The 20,233-nt window shown below is 29.7% G+C and carries 21 protein-coding genes; 13 read left to right on the top strand and 8 right to left on the bottom strand.

The features are described from left to right. Positions 1 to 23 precede the first annotated feature (23 nt). Genes carA through ALEK_RS00750 form a run of 5 tightly spaced genes read right to left on the bottom strand, consistent with a single transcriptional unit; the run spans position 24 to position 4,915 of the window. Positions 24 to 1,145 (bottom strand): glutamine-hydrolyzing carbamoyl-phosphate synthase small subunit, encoded by a 1,122-nt coding sequence (carA, locus tag ALEK_RS00770; RefSeq protein ID WP_071626685.1) that lies wholly within the window; start codon positions 1,143 to 1,145, stop codon positions 24 to 26. A gap of 1 nt (position 1,146) precedes the next feature. Continuing rightward, positions 1,147 to 1,698, bottom strand: coding sequence for a DUF507 family protein (locus tag ALEK_RS00765; RefSeq protein ID WP_071626684.1), 552 nt, complete (start codon positions 1,696 to 1,698; stop codon positions 1,147 to 1,149). Between the two features lie 4 nt (positions 1,699 to 1,702). Then, positions 1,703 to 2,956 (bottom strand): adenylosuccinate synthase, encoded by a 1,254-nt coding sequence (locus tag ALEK_RS00760; protein WP_071626683.1) that lies wholly within the window; start codon positions 2,954 to 2,956, stop codon positions 1,703 to 1,705. A 1-nt stretch (position 2,957) separates the two neighbouring features. Continuing rightward, entirely contained in the window at positions 2,958 to 3,803 is an 846-nt protein-coding gene (locus ALEK_RS00755; RefSeq protein ID WP_071626682.1) for an ATP phosphoribosyltransferase regulatory subunit, read from the bottom strand. 5 nt (positions 3,804 to 3,808) lie between these two features. Next, entirely contained in the window at positions 3,809 to 4,915 is a 1,107-nt protein-coding gene (locus tag ALEK_RS00750; protein WP_071626681.1) for a pyridoxal-phosphate-dependent aminotransferase family protein, read from the bottom strand. 130 nt (positions 4,916 to 5,045) lie between these two features. On the opposite strand from ALEK_RS00750, the gene ALEK_RS00745 reads away from it, so the two are divergent. From ALEK_RS00745 to ALEK_RS00715, 7 genes are all read left to right on the top strand, one after another. Next, positions 5,046 to 5,669, top strand: coding sequence for a LysE family transporter (locus tag ALEK_RS00745; protein WP_071626680.1), 624 nt, complete (start codon positions 5,046 to 5,048; stop codon positions 5,667 to 5,669). 133 nt (positions 5,670 to 5,802) lie between these two features. Continuing rightward, on the top strand, positions 5,803 to 6,255 hold the full coding sequence (locus tag ALEK_RS00740) for a MarR family winged helix-turn-helix transcriptional regulator (protein ID WP_071626679.1): 453 nt from the start codon (positions 5,803 to 5,805) through the stop codon (positions 6,253 to 6,255). Positions 6,256 to 6,308: 53 nt separating this feature from the next. Next, positions 6,309 to 6,878 carry a YceI family protein gene (locus ALEK_RS00735; RefSeq protein ID WP_071626678.1) on the top strand — a complete coding sequence of 190 codons (570 nt, stop codon included), beginning with the start codon at positions 6,309 to 6,311 and terminating at the stop codon, positions 6,876 to 6,878. Positions 6,879 to 6,910: 32 nt separating this feature from the next. Further along, a complete protein-coding gene (locus tag ALEK_RS00730; protein ID WP_071626677.1) occupies positions 6,911 to 7,411 on the top strand; it encodes an NADPH-dependent FMN reductase in 501 nt (166 codons plus the stop codon). Between the two features lie 9 nt (positions 7,412 to 7,420). Further along, entirely contained in the window at positions 7,421 to 8,194 is a 774-nt protein-coding gene (locus ALEK_RS00725) for a DODA-type extradiol aromatic ring-opening family dioxygenase (protein ID WP_071626676.1), read from the top strand. A gap of 80 nt (positions 8,195 to 8,274) precedes the next feature. Then, on the top strand, positions 8,275 to 8,979 hold the full coding sequence (locus ALEK_RS00720) for a pirin family protein (RefSeq protein ID WP_071626675.1): 705 nt from the start codon (positions 8,275 to 8,277) through the stop codon (positions 8,977 to 8,979). Positions 8,980 to 9,042: 63 nt separating this feature from the next. Further along, positions 9,043 to 10,074 carry a glyceraldehyde 3-phosphate dehydrogenase NAD-binding domain-containing protein gene (locus ALEK_RS00715; RefSeq protein ID WP_071626674.1) on the top strand — a complete coding sequence of 344 codons (1,032 nt, stop codon included), beginning with the start codon at positions 9,043 to 9,045 and terminating at the stop codon, positions 10,072 to 10,074. A gap of 10 nt (positions 10,075 to 10,084) precedes the next feature. Here the strand turns inward: ALEK_RS00715 and ALEK_RS00710 are convergent, their stop codons facing one another. From ALEK_RS00710 to purM, 3 genes are all read right to left on the bottom strand, one after another. Continuing rightward, positions 10,085 to 11,236 (bottom strand): multidrug effflux MFS transporter, encoded by a 1,152-nt coding sequence (locus ALEK_RS00710; RefSeq protein WP_071626673.1) that lies wholly within the window; start codon positions 11,234 to 11,236, stop codon positions 10,085 to 10,087. Between the two features lie 80 nt (positions 11,237 to 11,316). After that, positions 11,317 to 13,593, bottom strand: coding sequence for a methyl-accepting chemotaxis protein (locus tag ALEK_RS00705; RefSeq protein WP_071626672.1), 2,277 nt, complete (start codon positions 13,591 to 13,593; stop codon positions 11,317 to 11,319). 172 nt (positions 13,594 to 13,765) lie between these two features. Beyond that, positions 13,766 to 14,761, bottom strand: a complete 996-nt coding sequence (gene purM, locus ALEK_RS00700) for a phosphoribosylformylglycinamidine cyclo-ligase (RefSeq protein WP_071626671.1) — start codon at positions 14,759 to 14,761, stop codon at positions 13,766 to 13,768. A 100-nt stretch (positions 14,762 to 14,861) separates the two neighbouring features. Here purM and ALEK_RS00695 point away from each other — a divergent pair, with 100 nt between their 5' ends. From ALEK_RS00695 to ALEK_RS00670, 6 genes are all read left to right on the top strand, one after another. Further along, positions 14,862 to 15,410, top strand: coding sequence for a spermine/spermidine synthase domain-containing protein (locus tag ALEK_RS00695; protein WP_071626670.1), 549 nt, complete (start codon positions 14,862 to 14,864; stop codon positions 15,408 to 15,410). A gap of 51 nt (positions 15,411 to 15,461) precedes the next feature. Then, on the top strand, positions 15,462 to 16,052 hold the full coding sequence (gene coaE, locus ALEK_RS00690; protein ID WP_071626669.1) for a dephospho-CoA kinase: 591 nt from the start codon (positions 15,462 to 15,464) through the stop codon (positions 16,050 to 16,052). Further along, on the top strand, positions 16,049 to 16,786 hold the full coding sequence (dapF, locus tag ALEK_RS00685; protein WP_071626668.1) for a diaminopimelate epimerase: 738 nt from the start codon (positions 16,049 to 16,051) through the stop codon (positions 16,784 to 16,786). Before coaE ends, dapF begins: the two co-directional genes overlap by 4 nt. 1 nt (position 16,787) lies before the next feature. Then, positions 16,788 to 17,537 (top strand): glucosaminidase domain-containing protein, encoded by a 750-nt coding sequence (locus ALEK_RS00680; RefSeq protein ID WP_071626667.1) that lies wholly within the window; start codon positions 16,788 to 16,790, stop codon positions 17,535 to 17,537. 12 nt (positions 17,538 to 17,549) lie between these two features. Further along, the gene (gene purT, locus ALEK_RS00675) at positions 17,550 to 18,719 is read left to right on the top strand and encodes a formate-dependent phosphoribosylglycinamide formyltransferase (RefSeq protein ID WP_071626666.1); all 1,170 of its coding nucleotides are present in this window, start codon (positions 17,550 to 17,552) and stop codon (positions 18,717 to 18,719) included. A gap of 128 nt (positions 18,720 to 18,847) precedes the next feature. Next, on the top strand, positions 18,848 to 20,122 hold the full coding sequence (locus ALEK_RS00670; RefSeq protein ID WP_071626665.1) for a GGDEF domain-containing response regulator: 1,275 nt from the start codon (positions 18,848 to 18,850) through the stop codon (positions 20,120 to 20,122). The last annotated feature ends 111 nt before the right edge of the window (positions 20,123 to 20,233 follow it).

The raw sequence follows: 20,233 nt of genomic DNA, 5'->3' as shown, positions 1-20,233 counted from the left end.
CAACAAATCCTAAAAATAGTGAATTACTTCACTATTTTTGCAAACTCATTGAAAATATATTTAGATTCATGCGGCCCTGGAGACGCTTCTGGGTGATGCTGAACAGAGAAAATATCTTTATTCTTATATTTAACACCCTCAATAGTATTATCAAATAAGTTTTGATGAGTAATCTCAGCAATTTCAATAATATTATCTGGAACATTATAGTTATGGTTTTGAGCAGTAATTTCAACTACTTTTGATGGGTTAGCAACTGGATGGTTACCACCATGTTGACCAAATTTTAATTTGTATGTATCAAAGCCATGAGCAATTGATAACATTTGATGTCCTAAACAAATTGCGAACATTGGAATGTTTGCTTCAATTAATTTTTGAACTTGTTTTTTCTCTTCTGTTAATGTTAATGGATCACCAGGTCCATTTGATAAGAAGATTCCACCAATTTCTTTAGCTTCAAATCTAGCAATTAATTCTTCAGCATTAAATGATGAAGGAATAACTTCTACTTCTAAACCAGATTCAACTAATTCATTTAAGATATTTCTTTTAACACCAAAATCAACAACAACAACTTTTTTATCACTCATTACAGCTTTATTATAAGCTTTATTTTCGTGATCCCATGCACCAAATTTATGGATGTATGCTTCTTTTGTTGATACTTCTTCAATGTAGTTAATATCTTCAATTCTAGGAGATGCTGCTAATTGTTTAGCTAATTCATCTTTATCTGAAATTTCAGTAGATGCAATCATCATCATCGCACCTTCGTCTCTAATCATTTTAGTTAAGTATCTAGTGTCGATTTCTGTGATTCCTAAAACACCATGTTCTTTTAATAGTGAATCTAAATCTTTTTGTCCTCTATAGTTAGAGTATTCATGATGATAAGTTCTTACAAACACACCTTTACAGTATGCAGTTTTACTTTCCATATCATCTTCATTTACACCAACGTTACCAATTTCTGGCATTGTAAAAGTTACAAATTGCCCAGCATATGATGGATCAGTAATAATCTCTTGGTATCCAGTTAATGACGTATTAAATACGATCTCTCCAACTGATGTTCCAGTTGCACCAAAAGATTTTGCTTCTAAGAATGTTCCATTCTCTAAATATATCCATACTTTTTGCATATTATATTAACCCTCTTTTAATTAATTCCTCTTCATATAATCTATGATAAACTAAATCATAATCCTCAGTTCCAGGTATTAACTTTCTTTTATAACTTTTAAGTTTTGTCAATACGGCTGAATCTGCTTGCTCAAAACCTTTCATAAACTCATCAATAGAAGAGAAAATGATATTCTTCACTTGGTTATCTGAACAAGTGTAGTGAATATAATCTTCTTCCCATAAAAAGTCTAAAATTTGGTGTGCAATGTCTGAGAATCTATCTTCATTATTTAAGATTACACCAAAATCATTTGCTAATCTCTTTTTTGTCATCCAAAAAAGTTGTCTTCTATCGGCATTAAGATTTTCAATTTCTTCTTCTTGCTCATCTAGAATTGTTTCAACTTTTTCGTCAAGATCAAACTCTTTTTCAATATCAGCATCGATGATTCTTTCGATTTCAACTTCTATACTACTTTTTTCTTTTCTAACTTCAACAAAACTACAATTTACTAAATCTCTCGTAATTCTCTTAGAAATATACGGTGTGTGATGTAACTTAATTCTCATCTTTCTACCCTCTTATAATAGTGTCTGCTCTCTCTGGTGATGTTGATACTATACCAACTTTTGTTGAAGTAACTTCTTCAATCTTTTCAATATATTTTTTTGCATTTTCTGGAAGTGCATCATAATCTCTTACACCAACTAGTGTATCCCATCCATCAAATTCTTCATAAATTGGTTTAACATTATCTAAATCAGATGGCATATAATCAATTCTTTCACCATTTAAATCATAAGCTACACAGATTTTGATTTTTGGGAAACCATCTAATACATCTAATTTCATTAATGATAATTGATCACATCCATTTAATCTAGAAGCGTGTTTTACTGCAATTGCATCAAACCAACCACATCTTCTACCACGACCAGTTGTAACACCTACTTCTTTACCAATATCAGCAATTTTTTGACCTTCGTCTGTAAAATCTTCTGATGGGAAAGGACCGTTACCAACTCTTGTAGTATACGCTTTAACAATACCAGTTACTGTACCAATATCTTTTGGAGAAATACCTAAACCAGTACAAGCTCCAGCACTTACAGTAGAAGAAGAAGTAACATATGGGTATGTTCCATGGTCAATATCAAGTAAAGTACCTTGAGCACCTTCTAATAAAATTTTCTTGTCAGCATCAATTGCATCCCAAACCATGTTAGTTGTGTTTGCAATAAGTGGTGCTAATTTTTCTTTATATGATTCTAATAATTCTAATAACTCTTTTTCTTCAGGAGTATTAATTTCTAATACATTGAAGATAGCTTTATTTTGTTCAAAGAATTCAATAATAGAAGCTGTTAATTTTGTTGGGTTTAATAATTCACCAACTCTAAATCCAGTTCTAGAAATTTTTTCAGCATAAGCTGGTCCAATACCTTTTCCAGTAGTACCAATAGCTTTATCACCTTTTAGTCTCTCTTTAGCTTGATCAATTAAAGCGTGGTATGGTAAATTTAAATGTGCTTTATCAGAAATAAATAATCTTCCTGTTAAATCACCAAATTGTTCCATCTCTTTGATAATTGATTCTGGTGATAATACAACACCATTACCAATGATATTAATTGCTTTTGGATTTAAAACTCCCGAAGGAATTAAGTGTAATGCATATCTTACACCATCAACCCAGATAGTATGACCTGCATTGTGACCACCTTGTGATCTACAAACCATATCATAATTTTGGGCAAGCATATCAACCATCTTACCTTTACCTTCGTCACCCCATTGTATTCCTACAATTAAATCTGCTTTACTCATATTAATCCTCTAAAATTTTTAATAAACTATCTGTATAAAGTGCAAAACCTAATGAACACATACCCTCACTTGAGTACATACCACCTTTGCATATTGTTAAATTATCACTAATTACTCTGTAATAAACACCATTATAATATTTTAATGACCCATAATATAATGGAGCAATTACTTTATTTGAATAATCAACTTCATTTGCTTTATTTAATAAAATCTCTAATTCTGTTTTAATTGTAGCTGGTACAATTTTTATAACCGCTTCTAAATCAGAAATATTTTTAACTTTTATTAATTCGTTTAACCAATCGCAATTTAATTTAAATAGTGCTGCTATTTCACCGTTTTTAAATAAATCAATGCTAATGTTTAATTCACTTGCAACTAGTTTTGGAATGTTAATATTTGATATTTGAAAAACAGGTTCGATTTCTAAAGCTTTTAGAATATCTGCTGTTAAATTCATAATATCAGAAATATTATCATGTTTTATCCACTCACACCCAATTTGGTACTCTTCGTTTGATGGATAAGTAAAGATTGGTTGAACATAAAACCATTTTTTATGGTCAGTTGTTCTACCTAATCTTTTTGAGATGATTCTTACTACATCTAAAGTAGAATCAGCTCTTAATGAAACTTGTTCATTTTGTTCATCAGAAAATTTAATTAATTTCTTTTCATTAGCAATTGACTGATGTTGAGAATAAGAAAAGTTTGGAGTAACAATTTCTTCAAATCCACTATTATCTAAAATAGTACAAATCTTATTTTCTAAAGCTCTTTTTGCTTTTGCTGCTTTCCCGAAGTATAATCTACTTCCTTTTGGAATTTCGTGTTCAAAAACCATAGTAATTAGTTTCCTTTAAACATAGATTGAGCAAATACTTTATTTGCTGTTCCGTCAAAGGCTCTTAACCCTAACTCGTCCATTGCTAACTCAACTGCATTAACAGCCCATGCTGCTTCGAAATCTTCAACTAATCCCATGTGATTAATTCTGAAAATTGAAGTTTTAATATGGTCTTGTCCACCTGCGATATTAACATTGTATTTTGTTTTTAAAATCTTTCTGATTGCTGGTGCATTTTCAGTAAAGATTGTTGTCATTGCATTTGCTGGCGTTTGTGGGTAAACCTCACATCCAATTGCAATTAATGCTTCTCTAGTAGATTTTGCTCTTAATGCAGTTTTTGCATATAAATTTTCAAATCCACCTTCTTTAATTTTAGAAAGAATTGCTCCTAATCCAATAATTAAAGTTGTTGCAGCTGTATAAGCAGTTGTGTTTTGTCCCTGCTTTTTAATTTCAGCGCTCAGGTTTAAGTAATAACCTTTTGGTTGAGCATTGATTTTTTCAACAGCTGCGTTAGATAATCCAATCATTGATAAACCAGGAGGAAGCATTAGTGCTTTTTGACTTCCAGTGATTACTGCATCAAGATTAGTAGTATCAACTTTTTCAACACCAATTGCAGTGATTCCATCAGCTACAATCATAATGTCTTTATTAATTTCTTTAACTGCTTTTGCAATTTCTTCTACTGGATGTCTTAACCCTCCAGCACTTTCACAAATTTGAATAAATACAGCATCAATATCGCTATCATTTTTGATTGTTTCAATAACAGCGTTTACATCAACTGGAGTATTCCATTCGTTTTTGATTTCAGTGTAGTCAATATCAAAAGCGGCACAGATTTTTCCAAATCTCTCACCAAACTTTCCTGAATTAACAGTAAGTGCTTTCTTGTGTGTTAAGTTTGTAACACAAGCTTCCATAGCACCTGTTCCACTTGAAGCTAACATAACTGCTTCTGGCATATCAAACAGTTCTAATAATAATTCTCTAGTTTCTTTAAATATAGCTTCAAACTCAGGAGTTCTATGGTGAATAGTAATATCAGCCATAGCCTTTCTAACAAATTCTGGTACTGGTGTTGGTCCCGGAGTTAATAGCATTTTATTTCCTTGTTTTTCTTTCTTTATAGCAAATCGTGATATTTTAGCTAATTGTTTATTACGAAGAGGTTAAGTTATATTTTACTTGTTTTTATATAAGCTATTAACACTTATGTAGAAGGATTTAATAATGGATTTTGAAGTATGGCTAACACTTTTACTAGCCTCAATTGCAATCTCGGTTTCGCCGGGTGCAGGTGCAGTAGTATCAATGAATTATGGCATTAAATATGGACTTAAAAAATCATATTCTGCAATTTTTGGATTACAAGCTGGACTGCTTGCTCAAACTTTTATTGTAGTTATTGGTCTTGGAGCAATAATTGCAAAATCTGTACTTGTTTTTAATATAGTAAAATGGGTAGGAGTAGCATATTTAGTATACCTAGGTCTTAGCAAAATATTTGAAAAAGTTGAGTTAGTTGAACAGAGTGAACAAATAAAATCTTATGATGCAAAAAAAGCTTTTTTAACAGCTACATTTATTAATCTAACTAATCCTAAAGCAACCGTTTTTCTTGTGGCTTTTATTCCTCAGTTTTTAAATCCAAGCGAATCTTTATGGCTTCAATTTGCAATAATTGGTCTTACTTTATGTGTTGTTGATATTTTTGTAATGACAGGATATTCATCAATGGCATCTAAACTTAAGTTCCTAATAAAAGATGTAAAAGCAATGAAAATTCAAAATAGAATTACAGGTATGTTTCTTATTTTGGCAGCTGTTTTTATGTCAACTGCAAAAAGATCATAAATTTCTAAATTTAGCTAAGGGCCATTCTTTGGCCTTTTTTTAGGTTTTTTAGTACTAACTAGTAGTATTTTACATTAAAGCTATTGACATTTATTACTAATTAGTAGTATAATTTCAACAAGGAGTTAGAGACATGAATACAAAATCACTTAAAACTTATGGAAAAAGAACAGATAAATCTATGAAAACAATCGTTAGATTAGAAAGAATTAGATTAAAATTTCATAACAACATGGTTAACTATTTAAACGACTTTGACTTAACATTTAATCAGTTTAAAGTACTTGAAGTGCTTTATCACAGAGGTGATTTAAATATTGGTTCAATTACAAAACTTACAATGAGTACTCCTGGAAATATAACAGTAGTAGTAAAAAATCTAAAAAGAGATGGATGGATTACAACTATTGCAGACCCAGAAGATAAAAGAGCTTCTATACTTACTCTTACAAGTAAGGGTGAAGAGGTAATTGAAAAAGTATTCCCAAATCATGCAAAAAATTTACATAACTCACTTGAAGTTTTAAGTGACGAAGAATTAGATACTTTATATGCCCTTCTAAATAAGGTTTATAAGGCCAATTAAAAAAATTTTAAACAAATAGTACTAACTAGTACTACATATAAAAAGGATAAGAAATGACAAAATTAGTAAAATTAGGATTAGCTTCAATTTTAAGTGCAGGTGCTTTATACGCAGGAACATACAATGTGGATGCAAGCCATTCAAATGTAGGATTTAAAGTAAAACATTTAATGATTTCAAATGTTGCAGGGAAGTTCAATACTTTTACTGGAAAAATCAACTACGATGAAAAGACAAATACGTTAAAAGCCTTAGAAGGAAAAGTAGAAGTTAATTCAATTGATACTGATAATGAAAAAAGAGACGGTCATTTAAAATCTGCTGATTTTTTTGATGCTTCAAAATATCCAACTTTAACATTCAAACTTGATAAAATTGATGATGATAAAGCTTATGGAGTACTTACAATAAAAGGTATTTCAAAAAATATTGAATTAGATTTTGAAAACAATGGAACAGTTACAGATCCATGGGGAAATAAAAGAGTTGGACTAGAATTAAATGGTAAAATTAATAGAAAAGATTATGGTCTTAACTGGAATAAAGCCTTAGAAGCTGGTGGCGTAGTTGTTGGTGAAAAAGTAAAATTAAACATCGCAGTAGAAGGAATCTTAGCTAAATAATTAGCTAAGTTCAGAAATAAAAGGAGTTCAAAATGTATTTAATATTTGTAGCAAGTTTAAATGAAAATATGAAGTTAGCAAACACTCTTCAAGGTCAATTAAAAGAGTTAGGAAAAGAGAGTCAAATAATTAATTTAGTTGATTTAGACCTTCCTATGTATGACTCTTTTAAAGAAGAACATGATGGCATTCCAAAGAAAATAGGAACTTTAATAGAAGATATGAAAAATGCTTCAGCATATGTATTTGTGTCTCCTGAATACAACTTCTCACTACCTCCAGTACTTGTAAATACAGTAGCTTGGATTTCAAGAGTTGGAGATGATTTTAGAGAAGTATTTACATTAAAACCAATCCAGTTAGCAACACACTCAGGTGGTGGGGGAAGTGATGTAAGTAATGCAATGAGAAGTCAGTTTTCAAAATTAGGTTCACTTGTAATGCCAAGAGAAATTATCACAACATATCAAAGCCCTTTAAGAGTTGAAAGTTCTAAAAGAATTTTAGAACAATTTGTACAAGTGGCAAAATAAGGATAAAAGATGAACCCAAGTCTATTTATTTCACATGGAGCACCTAATATGATTTTAGGGAATTCATTTACAAAAAAAAATATAAAAACATTTGCAAATACATTAGAAAAACCAAAATATATTATTGTAGTTTCAGCCCATTGGACTACAAAAGATTTAAAAATTATAAATTATGAAACAAAAGGTTTAATGTATGATTTTTATGGCTTTGAAGATGAATTATATAATTACAATTATGAAATAAATAGCCAGAAGAACATCTCCTTAGAGATAATAAAAGAGTTAGAAAAACAAGATATTAACATAGAAGTTGATACAACTAGAAATACATATGATCATGGAGTTTGGAGTACATTAGCAATGATGTATGAAGAACTTCATATTCCTGTAATACAACTATCAATTCCTCTAAATTATTCAATTGAACAATTGATTAATTTAGGTGAAAAACTACAGGTTTTTAAAAAAGACGCATTAATTATAGGTAGTGGAGGATTAACACATAATTTATCAGATATGAGTGTTTTAGGAGAGGTGAAAAAGTATGCCAAGGATTTTAATGACTTTGTAGTAGAAGCTATGAAAAGTGGAAATAAACAAAAGTTACTTGAAATAAAAAACTTAAATACTTTTTATCAAAATCACCCTAGTCCTGAGCACTTTTTACCTCTATATATTATCTATGGAAGTGCTATAAATAAAAAAGCAAAATCATTCAACCATGAAATAACATATACAAATTTATCTATGGAATGTTTTGCTTTTGATATGAAAACCGTATAAATGAAGTGAATAGTTTCACTTTATTAGGTTTGGAACCAAAAATTATATGCCAAGGGCATAATTGAAGGAGGAAATAAACAATGTTAAAAAAACTAAATAAAGAAAATATGGGAACATCAAATCTTGGCTGGTTAGAGAGTCGTTTTCATTTCTCTTTTGCAGAATATAGAAACCCAGCTAATATTAATTTTGGAGTTTTAAGAGTTCTAAATGATGATATTATTCACGCAAATGGTGGCTTTGGCACACACCCACATGAGAATATGGAAATCATTTCATATATTACTCAAGGTGAGATAAAACACAAAGACTCTATGGGAAATGAAGAGATTTTAAAAAGTGGAGAAGTTCAGTACTTAAGCGCAGGTGATGGAATCTATCATAGTGAATATAATGCAAGCTCAACTGAAGATTTAAAACTATTACAAATTTGGATTGTTCCTCCTAAGAGAGGACTTGAGAGACTTTATGGTTCACACAGATACACAAGAGAGCAAAAAGAGAATAAACTTCTAAACATTGTCTCTTCACAAGAAGGAAATGCTCAAATTAAAATCCATCAGGATGTGAACTTTTATGTTAGTTTATTAGAGGAAAATAAAAGTTTAGATTATAAGATACAAAAGGATAGACAAGTGTACTTTGTACAAATATCTGGAACCTCAGCAATAAATGGCATAGACTTAAATGACGGGGATGCAATGGAAATTGTGGATGAAGAAAATCTAAATATTCAAGCTATAAATGATTCACATTTTTTATTTATTGAGATGAAAAAAGCCTAATTATTAACACTTATTTAAACTATGGTAGAATTAGCCACAAAATTCCCATAGGCCTTGCAAAATATGAAAACAAAAATCCTATTAAATGGTGTTGGACGTATTGGTAAAGCTATTTTAAAACAGTTATTGCAAAATGATGATTTTGAAATACTTGCCATTAATGAAATCAATCCATATATTGACAATATTGTCTACTCAATCAACTATGATTCTACATATGGAAATATGTCTGATAAATTCAAAGTAATTGATGATAACTTTATACAAAACTCAAAAGCTAAAATCAAAATATCAAACCATAAAACACTACATGATATTAATCTTGAAAATATAGATATTATTATTGATGCTAGTGGAGTAAAAGATGATTTAAAAGCTATGAAAAAATTACCTGTAAAAGCTGTTTTCTTAACTCACCCAAATGCTAATGCTGATATAAATATAGTCCTTGGAGCAAATGAAGATAACCTAGATATCAATACTCATAAAGTTATATCAACAAGCTCATGTAATGCAACAGCACTATTACCAGCGCTTAAACTAATAGATGAAACAAAAGAGATTATATGTGGAGATATAGTAACTATTCATCCTTTACTTAATCACCAAAGAGTACTTGATGGAAGTTTTATAGGAAGTGCTACTAGAAATGTAGACTATAACTTTGAGTTTGGTAGGTCTTCAACTCAAAATATTATTCCAAGTAAAACAACAACTATTGATGCTTGTTCATACGTATTAGATAAATTTAACCATGATTTGATTTCATCTAATTCTCTAAGAGTTCCAACAGATACAGTAGGAGCTATTAATGTGACTTTATTTACAAAAGAAAAATCTTCTAAAGAAGAGATAATCAATCTTTTTGAAGAGTGTGAAAAAACTCAAAAGTTCCCCGTGGTTTTAAATAACTACGACCCTTTAGTATCAAGTGATTTTAAACAAGAGAATAAAACAACTATAATTGATCATAGATATACAGATGTAAAAAATGGCAATATGATTAAACTTCTTGTATGGTATGACAATGAATGGGGATATGCTTCTAAAACTGTAGATATTTTAAAGCATTATATAAATAAAAGTAACTCTTAAGAGTCTACTTTTATTTACTAAGTCTTAATGAAATAAGAGCTAAAAGAGATGTTGCTACCATCATTAAAAATACTGGTGTCAAAGTCTCACTATGAACAAGAGAAGCTAAAAATCCAATAATTCCAGCAATTGTAAATTCACTAACTCCAATAACAGAGTTAGCAACCCCTGAATCTTCTTTGAAATAATCCAAGGCTAAAGCCATTGCATTTCCAAAAATAAATCCAAGTGAACCTACATATAAAACCATAGATGCAAAAATAGTATAAATAGAAGCATCAAAAGAGAAGCCAACCAAAGCAAGTCCAGATATTAGCTGTAGAATAATTCCAAACTTTAAAACCTTTTTAGTCTCAATAGTTTGAATAAGTTTCATACTAACTTTTGTAAGAATAATCATCATTAAAACATTTGCACCAAAAAACAGTGGGAAATACTCTTTTGAGATTAAGAAGTATTCCATATAAATAAAAGAACTTTTTTCAATAAATATAAACATTCCAGAAAAACCAAAAGCAACTGAAAGTATATATCCCATAGCTTGTTTATGAGTTAATACTTTTTTATATGCTTCTTTAATTTTTGTTTTACTTTTAATTCCCGTAAGTGGTAATTTAAAATAAATTATAATCATTACAATAAGTGAATATATCCCTAAAAATAAAAATATATAATTCCAAGTAAAAAATGTAATCACTAATGAGCCTAATGCAGGAGCAATCATAGGTGCTATCATCATAATCGAAGCAATTGCTGAGAATATCTTAGCAGCCTCTTTTCCATGGAATAAATCCCTTACAATTGCAGCTGAATTAACTGTAGCCATTGCTCCAAAAAAGGCTTGTGTAGCTCGAAAGAAATACAAAGTATCTAATGAGTTTGAGAAAAATAGAGCAAAACTAGAGATACAAAAACCAAATAAACCAAAAAGTGCTATTTTCTTTCGTCCTATTCTATCTGATAATATTCCTCCACTTAATTGTCCAAGAGCAAAAAATATTAAGAAAATACTAATTGTTAATTCTATTTTATTTATTTTTACACCCAAGTCTTGGGCAATATCTGGCATTGATGGCAAGTATGCATCCACGGCAAGTGGTGTAACTGAAGATAAAACAGCTAATAGTAAAATAAGTGTTATGTGATTTTGTGCTGTTTTCAATAAATTCCTTTTTTGAAAGTCTAGCAAAATATCGAGGGAAATTAGTGGGAGAGAAGAAGAAGTTTTAACTTCTTCTTTTTTTATTCTATAAACTCTTTTTCATCTGCGCTTTTTAGAATCACTTTTGCAATAGAGTCTGTTTCATTTGCTACATCTTTTGTTTTATTAGAAATTGAGGCATTCTCTTGTGTTTTATGATCTAGGGAACCAATAGCATCATTGATTTGTTCAATTCCTGCTTTTTGTTCATGACTAGCTGATTCTACATCTGAGATAAGTTCAATTGTTTTTGATATATTTTCATTTAGAACTCCATACCCATCAATCATTTTAGAAGCTATAACTTTTCCATCATTAGCTTTAGTTGTAGCATTTTCAACTAAAGTTTTAATTTCATTTGCTGCTTCTGCTGATCTACTTGCTAAGTTCCTTACCTCTTGTGCAACTACGGCAAAACCTTTACCAGCTTCACCTGCTGTTGCTGCTTCAACGGCTGCATTTAGAGAAAGAATATTAGTTTGGAAGGCAATCTGATCAATTACAGAAATTGCATCATTAATAGCACTTACTTGCTCATCAATAGCATTCATAGCACTTGTAGTTTGTCCTGCTAATACTTCCCCTTCATTTGCTGAATTATTTAACTGTTTAGCATACTGTGACATTTGAACTACATTTTGTGTATTAGTTGAAATATTACTTGTAATTTCTTCTAAAGCCGCTGCTGTTTCTTCTAATGCTGCTGCTGATTCATTTGAATTCTTATTTAAGTTATTCACATTTTCTAATAGTACTTCGCTACTTCTTGCTAGTGATAAACCATTTGATTTATTCTCAACTAACATCTCATTAATAATCTCAGCAAGTGAATTTAATCCTAGAGATGTTTTTCCAGTAGCATTATCAATTCTATGTGTAAAGTCTAGGTGTTGGAAACTATTTAGAGCATCATCAATTTTATTTAAATCAACTGCCACATCTTTTGCCATAACTTCTAACATCTCATTAAAGATTCTTTTTAACTCTTCTAAACCTTCATTACTTGTACTTTTAACAACTTCTTGTTTGATTTTTCCCTCTTTTAGAAGATTTACAACTCTTTTAACATCGTTAATTAGTTCTGTATCTTCTTCCATTAGAGCTTTTGTTTTTGTAATATTCTCATTTACAATATCAGACATTAAACCTATTTCATCATTTGATGTTTTCTCTAGTAGTTTAACTTCGCTTGATTCTTTACTTAGGTATTTAAAGAACTCAATTAATCCATTTTGGAATCTATCTAGGGGTTTGATTACTTCTTTATTAATTACAATATAAACTACAAACATTATTGATACTAAGAATATTAATGAAACTATAAAAATCTGATTTCTAATACTATTTGGAATCTCTATTACTTCTGATTCATCAATCTCAGAGATAATAGCCCATTTTAAATCATCACCAATTTTTATTAGACTATAGGCTGATAATACTTTATCCCCTTTATAATCTATTGTTAGTTTTGTTTCTGATTTTTTAGCAAAGGCTTCTTTTGAAGCTTGTGTTTTTACACTACCAGTTTTTGGTTTTGAAAATGAAGCTTTTAGACTATGTGTTGAAGGAGAAAGAAAACTATCACTTCTCATTAAATAATCACTTCCAACTAAATAATCTTCTTGTGTGTTTCCATAACCTTTTCTAAACTGCATTACTTTATTTATTTGTTTTACACTTAGTTGGAAAACTAAAATAGCAGTTAAATCCCCATCTTCTAATACAGGAGCTCCAATAAACATAGCTGGTTCATTGTTACTTGGAGAATAAGGTCTCATATCCGCAAAACTAACTTTTTGAGTTTTCATAGTTTTAGCCCAAACTTCACCTAAACCACTATTTTTTAATTCCCCTGTTTTTAGGTTTTCACCATAATCAGATTTTTTATTTGCAGCATATACAACCTGCCCTGTTTCCATATTGATTAAATATATATTTTCATAAGCATTCTCTTTCATATATGTTCCAAAGAATACTTCATGTGGGGCTGTAATGTCTTTTACTAACTGCTCTTCTACTGGGAATTTTCCCTCTGCGTTAATATTCATTTGCCCTTCGATACTATCCATATCGTAAGCTAATTCATTTACATCTTTTGTTTTTACTAATGTATTTATACTAGCAATTTTTTGTGCAAAGAAATTTTTGATTTGTTCAGATTTCATATCTCTTGATGAAGTTAATGAATCGTAGCTTTTTTCCATTAGTGCATCTTTTGATTTATTTACAGATATAAATCCAACAGCTAGTGCTAATAAAAACAAACTAACAAGTATCGTAGCTAATACTTTAATTTTTATATTGATATTTTTTAACATAAAACTATCTCCCCTATTTTCTATAATTTACATTATATAAATGAGATTTAGATGATATTTTTGTGTCATTTAGAAAAAATAATATTTTTGTGAGTATAAAATCAGCCATAAAAAAAGGGACAAGTTCAAAATGAACTCATCCCTTTTTTAGAAGTGAAAAGATAAAAGTTTATTAGATAAACTCTACACCTTTTTCACCCTCTGCAATTTCACCAATAACATAACCATCAGTATTAGCTAATACTGCGTCTACATTTGCTGGATTAACTACAAGTACCATACCAACACCCATATTGAATGTTCTGTACATTTCTTCTAATTCTACATGTTTTGCCATGAATTCGAAGATTGGTAATACTTGAATAGAATCTCTTTTTACAACTGCTTTTAAATTATCTGGTAAAACTCTTGGTAAGTTTTCAGTAATTCCACCACCAGTGATGTGTGCTAAAGCATTGATGTTTTCTTTATTAGCTTTGAATTCTTTTACATAAATTCTAGTTGGTTCTAATAATACATCTTTTAATGGTTTACCTTGGAAGTCATCTTCTAAAGTCATACCTAATTTTTCTAATAATAATTTTCTAACTAATGAGAAACCATTTGAGTGAACACCTGAAGAAGGTAATGCAATTAAAGTATCTCCAGCAGCGATTCGCTCGATTCTATTTAATTCTTCTTTTTCAGCAATTCCAACACAGAAACCAGCTAAATCGAAGTCACCTTCTTTATACATTCCTGGCATCTCAGCAGTTTCACCACCAACAAGAGCACACTCAGATCTGATACAACCCTCAGCAATACCTTTAACAACATCAGTAGCTTCTTCAACTTCTAATTTTGCAGTTGCATAATAATCTAAGAAGAATAATGGCTCTCCAAAGTTACATAATAAGTCATTTGTACACATTGCAACTAAGTCAATTCCAACTGTATCAAATTGTTTAGCATCGATAGCTAATTTTAATTTTGTACCAACTCCATCAGTTCCTGATAAAATTACTGGTTTTTTGTAACCTTCTGGTAATTCAAATGCACCTGCAAATGAACCAATACCACCTAATACACCTGGAATCATTGTTGATTTAACATGTGGTTTGATGTTTTCTACAAACTGATTACCTGCATCAATATCTACACCAGCATCTTTGTAACTAACTGTTGCCATTATTCACCTTTTTTCTTATGAGTTTTAGAATATCTTATATTAATTTAGAAATTTTTGGGTATTATATCCAAATGTTTATAAATATTAAGGATTATATATTATGAAAAACAATAATGCATTCAACGAAATGATGGTTCACTTACCATTATGTACACATAAAGAAGCTTCTAATGTATTAATTATTGGAAGTGCTGATGAAGATTTAAAAGCACAGGCTGCTAAGCATAATAAAGATTCAAACGTAGAGTTTGGAGATGCATCACTATTAACATCTAAAAATGAAAAAAATATTGACGTTATAATTTTAACAGATGTTAAACTTGATGAATTACTATTAGCAAATATTGATAGAGTATTAAAAGATGACGGTTTAATTTCATTCCCATCTGCTTCTTTCTCTAAAGATGAAGAAAAATTAAAAGCTGATTTAAAATTAGCTGGTGAGAAATTCTGGATTGCAATGCCATTCAAATTTGGTCATTCAACTTCAATTTTAGCATCAAAAAAATACCATCCAACAGCAGACTTAGTATTACAAAGATCTGACTTCTTAGATGATTTAAATTACTATACATCTGAGATCCATAATGCATCATTTGTTTACCCAGCAAGTGAGTACAAAACATTAACTGGTATCGCTAAAAGATAAAAAAATCTCTCATTAAATTTAAATAAATCATTATTATTGTAGAATCGATCTATGAATAGTGATTTATTTAAAAATGCAATAGCCTTAACAGGCGGAATTTCTACAGGTAAAAGTACAGTTTGTAACCTATTTAAACTTCACGGTTTTCTTACAATTGATGCGGATGAAATCGCACATAAACTATTAGATGAAAATTCTCATCAAATAGCGATTATGTTTGGAGAAGAGTATGTTGAAAACGGAAAGGTACTAAGAAAAAAACTGGGACCAATTATATTCTCAAATGAAGAAAACAAGCTAAAATTAGAAGCCTTACTTCATCCTTTAATTAAAGACGAGATTATAGAAGAATCAAAACTGTATGAAGCAGAAAACAAACCTTACTTTATTGATATACCTTTGTTTTTTGAAAAAATGCACTACCCTATTTCTAAATCTTTAGTAATCTATACACCAAAAGATATACAAGTACAAAGATTAATGTCTAGGGATAAAATAGATGAAGCAGAAGCTTTATTAAAAATATCTAACCAAATGGATATTGAAGAAAAAAAGAACCTAGCAACTTTAGTAATAGATAATTCTTTGAATTTAAAAAATTTACAAAGAGAAGTTGAAAGAATTTTAGAGGAAATAACATGACATATACAAAATATTCTGCAAGTGGAAATGACTTTGTAATTTTTCATACTTTTAAAGAAGAAGATTTTTCAAGTGATGCTGTAAAACTTTGTAATAGAACAGAAGGAATTGGTGCTGATGGTTTTGTAGCCTTAGTTCCAAGCTCTGAAGCTGATTTTAAATGGCTTTTTTATAACTCAGATGGTAGCCATGCAGCAATGTGTGGAAATGCAACTAGAGCAGTAGCACATTATGCTTATAATAATGGATTAGCATCTACTTCAATGAAATTCTTAACAGAAGCTGGGTTAATTGAATCTGTAGTAGATGGTAATATTGTTGAAACACAAATGACTGAACCTGTACTAATCAAAGAGACTTTTGAACAAGAGGGATTAACTTGGTATTTAATAGATACAGGTGTTCCTCACTTAGTTACATTAGTAGATGATTTAAACTCATATGATCACGACTTATGTGCAAAAATGAGATATGAACATAACGCAAATGTAAACTTCGCAAAAGTTGAAGAGAATGGAATCAAAGTTAGAACTTATGAAAGAGGAGTTGAAGGTGAAACTTTGGCTTGTGGTACTGGAATGGTAGCATGTTTCTTAAGAGCTAATGAATTAGGTTTAGTAGAAAATAGCTCATTACTTTATCCAAAAAGTAATGAAGAATTAACTGTTTCTAAAATAGGTGGTAAGCTTTATTTTAAAGGTGCCGTTAAAAAAGTATTTACAGCAACTATTTAATATGAATAAAACTAAACTATTATTTATATCTACATTAGTATTTTTAGCAAGCTCTATTTCGAGTTTTGCTAAAGGTCTTCCGCAAGAGTATTATAAAATACAAAATACAAAAAAATCAAAAGCATATTTTTTCGACTATATATATAAACTAAATGAACAAGAAAATATTAAAATATTAGAAGATAGAGAGTTTGTAAAATCAATTTTATCTGGAAATATTTTACATATAGATTTCCAGGCACCTTCATTTAATAGACTTCTTAAAATTAGAAAAAAATATAGAGTTAAAAATTTGTATTCACTTGAAAGTTATCTAAGAAAAGTTGATATTGTTCCGCCAGCTATGGCAATTGCACAAGCTGCTGTTGAGAGTGGTTGGGGAAGAAGTCGATTTATCAAAGAAGCTAACAATGTTTTTGGACACTGGACTTATAATCCAAGTATTGGAATGATGCCTGAAAATAGAGATGAGGGAGCAACCCACTTTATTAGAATCTTCAAAACAATACAAGACTCTATTAGTGCTTATATGTTAAATCTAAATAGAAATAGAGCATATAAAGAGTTTCAAAATAAAAGATATGCGTTAAGAGAAAAAGGGATTAAACCTGGGGGTTTAGAACTTTCACAAACTATGCTTAATTACTCTGGAATTGGGCATGATTACCTTGGTATTTTAAAAAATGTAATTGAGAAAAATAAACTTCTTGAATTTGATAAAAAGTTTTACAATAAATTAAACACAAAATAAAGGATACAAAAAATGAAATTTCCAGCACCTCTAAAATCTGATTCTATCAAGATTATGCTATTAGGAAGCGGCGAGTTAGGTAAAGAAGTTGTAATTGAAGCACAAAGATTAGGAATTGAAACTATTGCTGTTGATTCTTATAATGATGCTCCTGCTATGTTAGTTGCAAATAAATCTTATGTCATCAATATGAAAAACAAAGATGAAGTTTTAGATGTAATTAGAAGAGAAAAACCTACTTATATTTTACCAGAAGTTGAAGCTTTAAGTATTGAAGCATTATTTGAAGCACAACACGAAGGTTTTCATGTAATTCCTAATGCTGATGCTGTTAATAAAACTATGAACAGAAAAAATATTAGAGAATTTGCAGCAGTTCAATTAGGTATTCCAACAAGTGGATATGAATTTGTAACTACTTTAGATGGTCTTGAAAAAGCAGCCAAAAATATTGGTTTCCCTTGTGTAATCAAACCTGTAATGAGCTCATCAGGTCATGGACAAAGTATTGCTAGATCACCTGAAGATATTCCTGCATCATGGGAATTAGCAAAAGAAGCTAGAGGTGATGCTAGTGAATTAATCGTAGAAGAGTTTATTACTTTTGATTACGAAATTACTTTATTAACTGTTAGAAATGAAAAAGAAACTGTATTTTGTGAGCCAATAGGTCATATCCAACAAGATGGAGATTATATCTTCTCTTGGCAACCAATGAATATGAGTGAGATTGCAAAAGCTAAATCAGAAGAGATTGCTAAAAAAATCACTGATGGTTTAGGTGGAAGAGGATTATTTGGTGTTGAATTATTCGTTAAAGGTGACGATGTTTATTTCTCAGAAGTAAGTCCTAGACCACATGATACGGGAATGGTTACTATGATTACTCAATCTCAAAGTGAATTTGCATTACATGTAAGAGCTGTTCTTGGATTACCATTAGAATATATTGATTATGGTGCAGGTGCTAGTGCTGCATATAAAGCAAAGGGTGATACATTTAATCCAAGTATTGATATTTTTGATTCTTCATTTACTAAAGATTCAATTATTAGAGTATTTGGTAAACCTCAATCACATGAAGGAAGAAGAATGGCTGTTGCATTAACTTATGACAAAGATTCATCTGATAAAGCTTTACAAAAAGCAAAAGAAATTATTGGCAACTTCCACGATAACTAAAAGCTTTGCTTTTAGTTGTCACCAAAAGACACTACTTTTTATCATTTAATAACAATTTTTCATAACCTTTATGGTGAAGTATAGTTTAATTAGAGTAAGATTAATATAGAAACTATACGAGAAGCACAATGAACTCCCATGTACTAAAAAAATCGACAATATTACATATTGATCAAGATAAAAAAACTCAAGATAAATATGCAAGTTTATTAGAGAAACATTCTAAGCATGTATATAAAGCAACTGACTCTACTGATATAATAACTACATATAATCAATATAACCCCGATATAATTGTGGCTGATATACAACATACAGACTTTGATATCTTTGATCTTATTAGGAAAATAAAAGAAGAAAATCCTTATCAGATTATTGTGATTAATACAGATAATCATGACAAAGATATAATGTTAAAAGCTTTTGAATATGATGTAGATGGTTACCATCTAAAAAGTGAAGAAGAGGATAAACTATTATCAAAACTTCTTTATTTAGCAAAAAAACAAGATCTAAGAAATAATAATTTACAAAAAAGAGAAACTTTAGAAAATATTCTAGAAAATCAATCTGGATTAATATTTTTGACAAATTTCAAAAGTGTATCTTATGCTTCTAATTCATTTTTAGATTTTTTTGATTTATCAAATAAAGACGATATTTACTCTAGATATGAAAACATTTTGGATATTTTTATGCCCCATAAAGATTATCTACATGGAAAAACTAAAGAAGAATTTATTGAACAATTTAGCAAAGCAAGAGCTGTAAATAAAGTAGTTTTATTATTAGGAAAAGATTTCAATCCAAAAGTTTTTCATATTAACTTAGATACAGTAGAACACAATAATGAACTATTTTATATTATTAGCTTATCAAATATTTCACTTATGCAAGAAAAATCACATGAAGTATCACATAAAGCCTATGTTGATAATCTAACTGGAATAAGTAATAGAAATAAGTTTGAAGAAGTTTTTGATTATGAACACAAACTATTCACTAGATATAAAACACCATTTTGTTTAGCTGTACTTGATATTGACCACTTCAAAAAATTCAATGATACTTATGGGCATTTAATTGGGGATGAAGTACTAAGTCTTATGGCAAACCAAGTAAATGATAATACAAGAGAAACAGATACTTTTGCTAGATGGGGTGGAGAAGAGTTTATTCTTCTTATGTCAAATACTAAAATTGAAGAAGCCGAAGTTATATGCGAAAAGCTAAGAGTGCTTATTGAAGAGATTTGTCATGTTATTGCGGGGAAAATTACTTGTAGTTTTGGAGTAACTCAAATAAAAGATAAAGACTCACTAAAAAGTATAATGAATAGATCAGATGAAGCGCTTTATGAAGCAAAAGCTGCAGGACGAAATCAAGTTATAGTTAGGAGTTAAGTTAAATTAGATTATTTAATCGAAAATTTAATTATTAAATGTTAATTCTTGATATATAGCAAGAATTAACATCATCTATTATGTTAAATTTATGCCTCTATTTCTTTATAA

Origin of the sequence: Poseidonibacter lekithochrous (assembly GCF_013283835.1) — a bacterium.
Taxonomy (GTDB): Bacteria; Campylobacterota; Campylobacteria; order Campylobacterales; family Arcobacteraceae; genus Poseidonibacter; species Poseidonibacter lekithochrous.
This window is presented reverse-complemented; position numbering and strand designations above follow the sequence as displayed.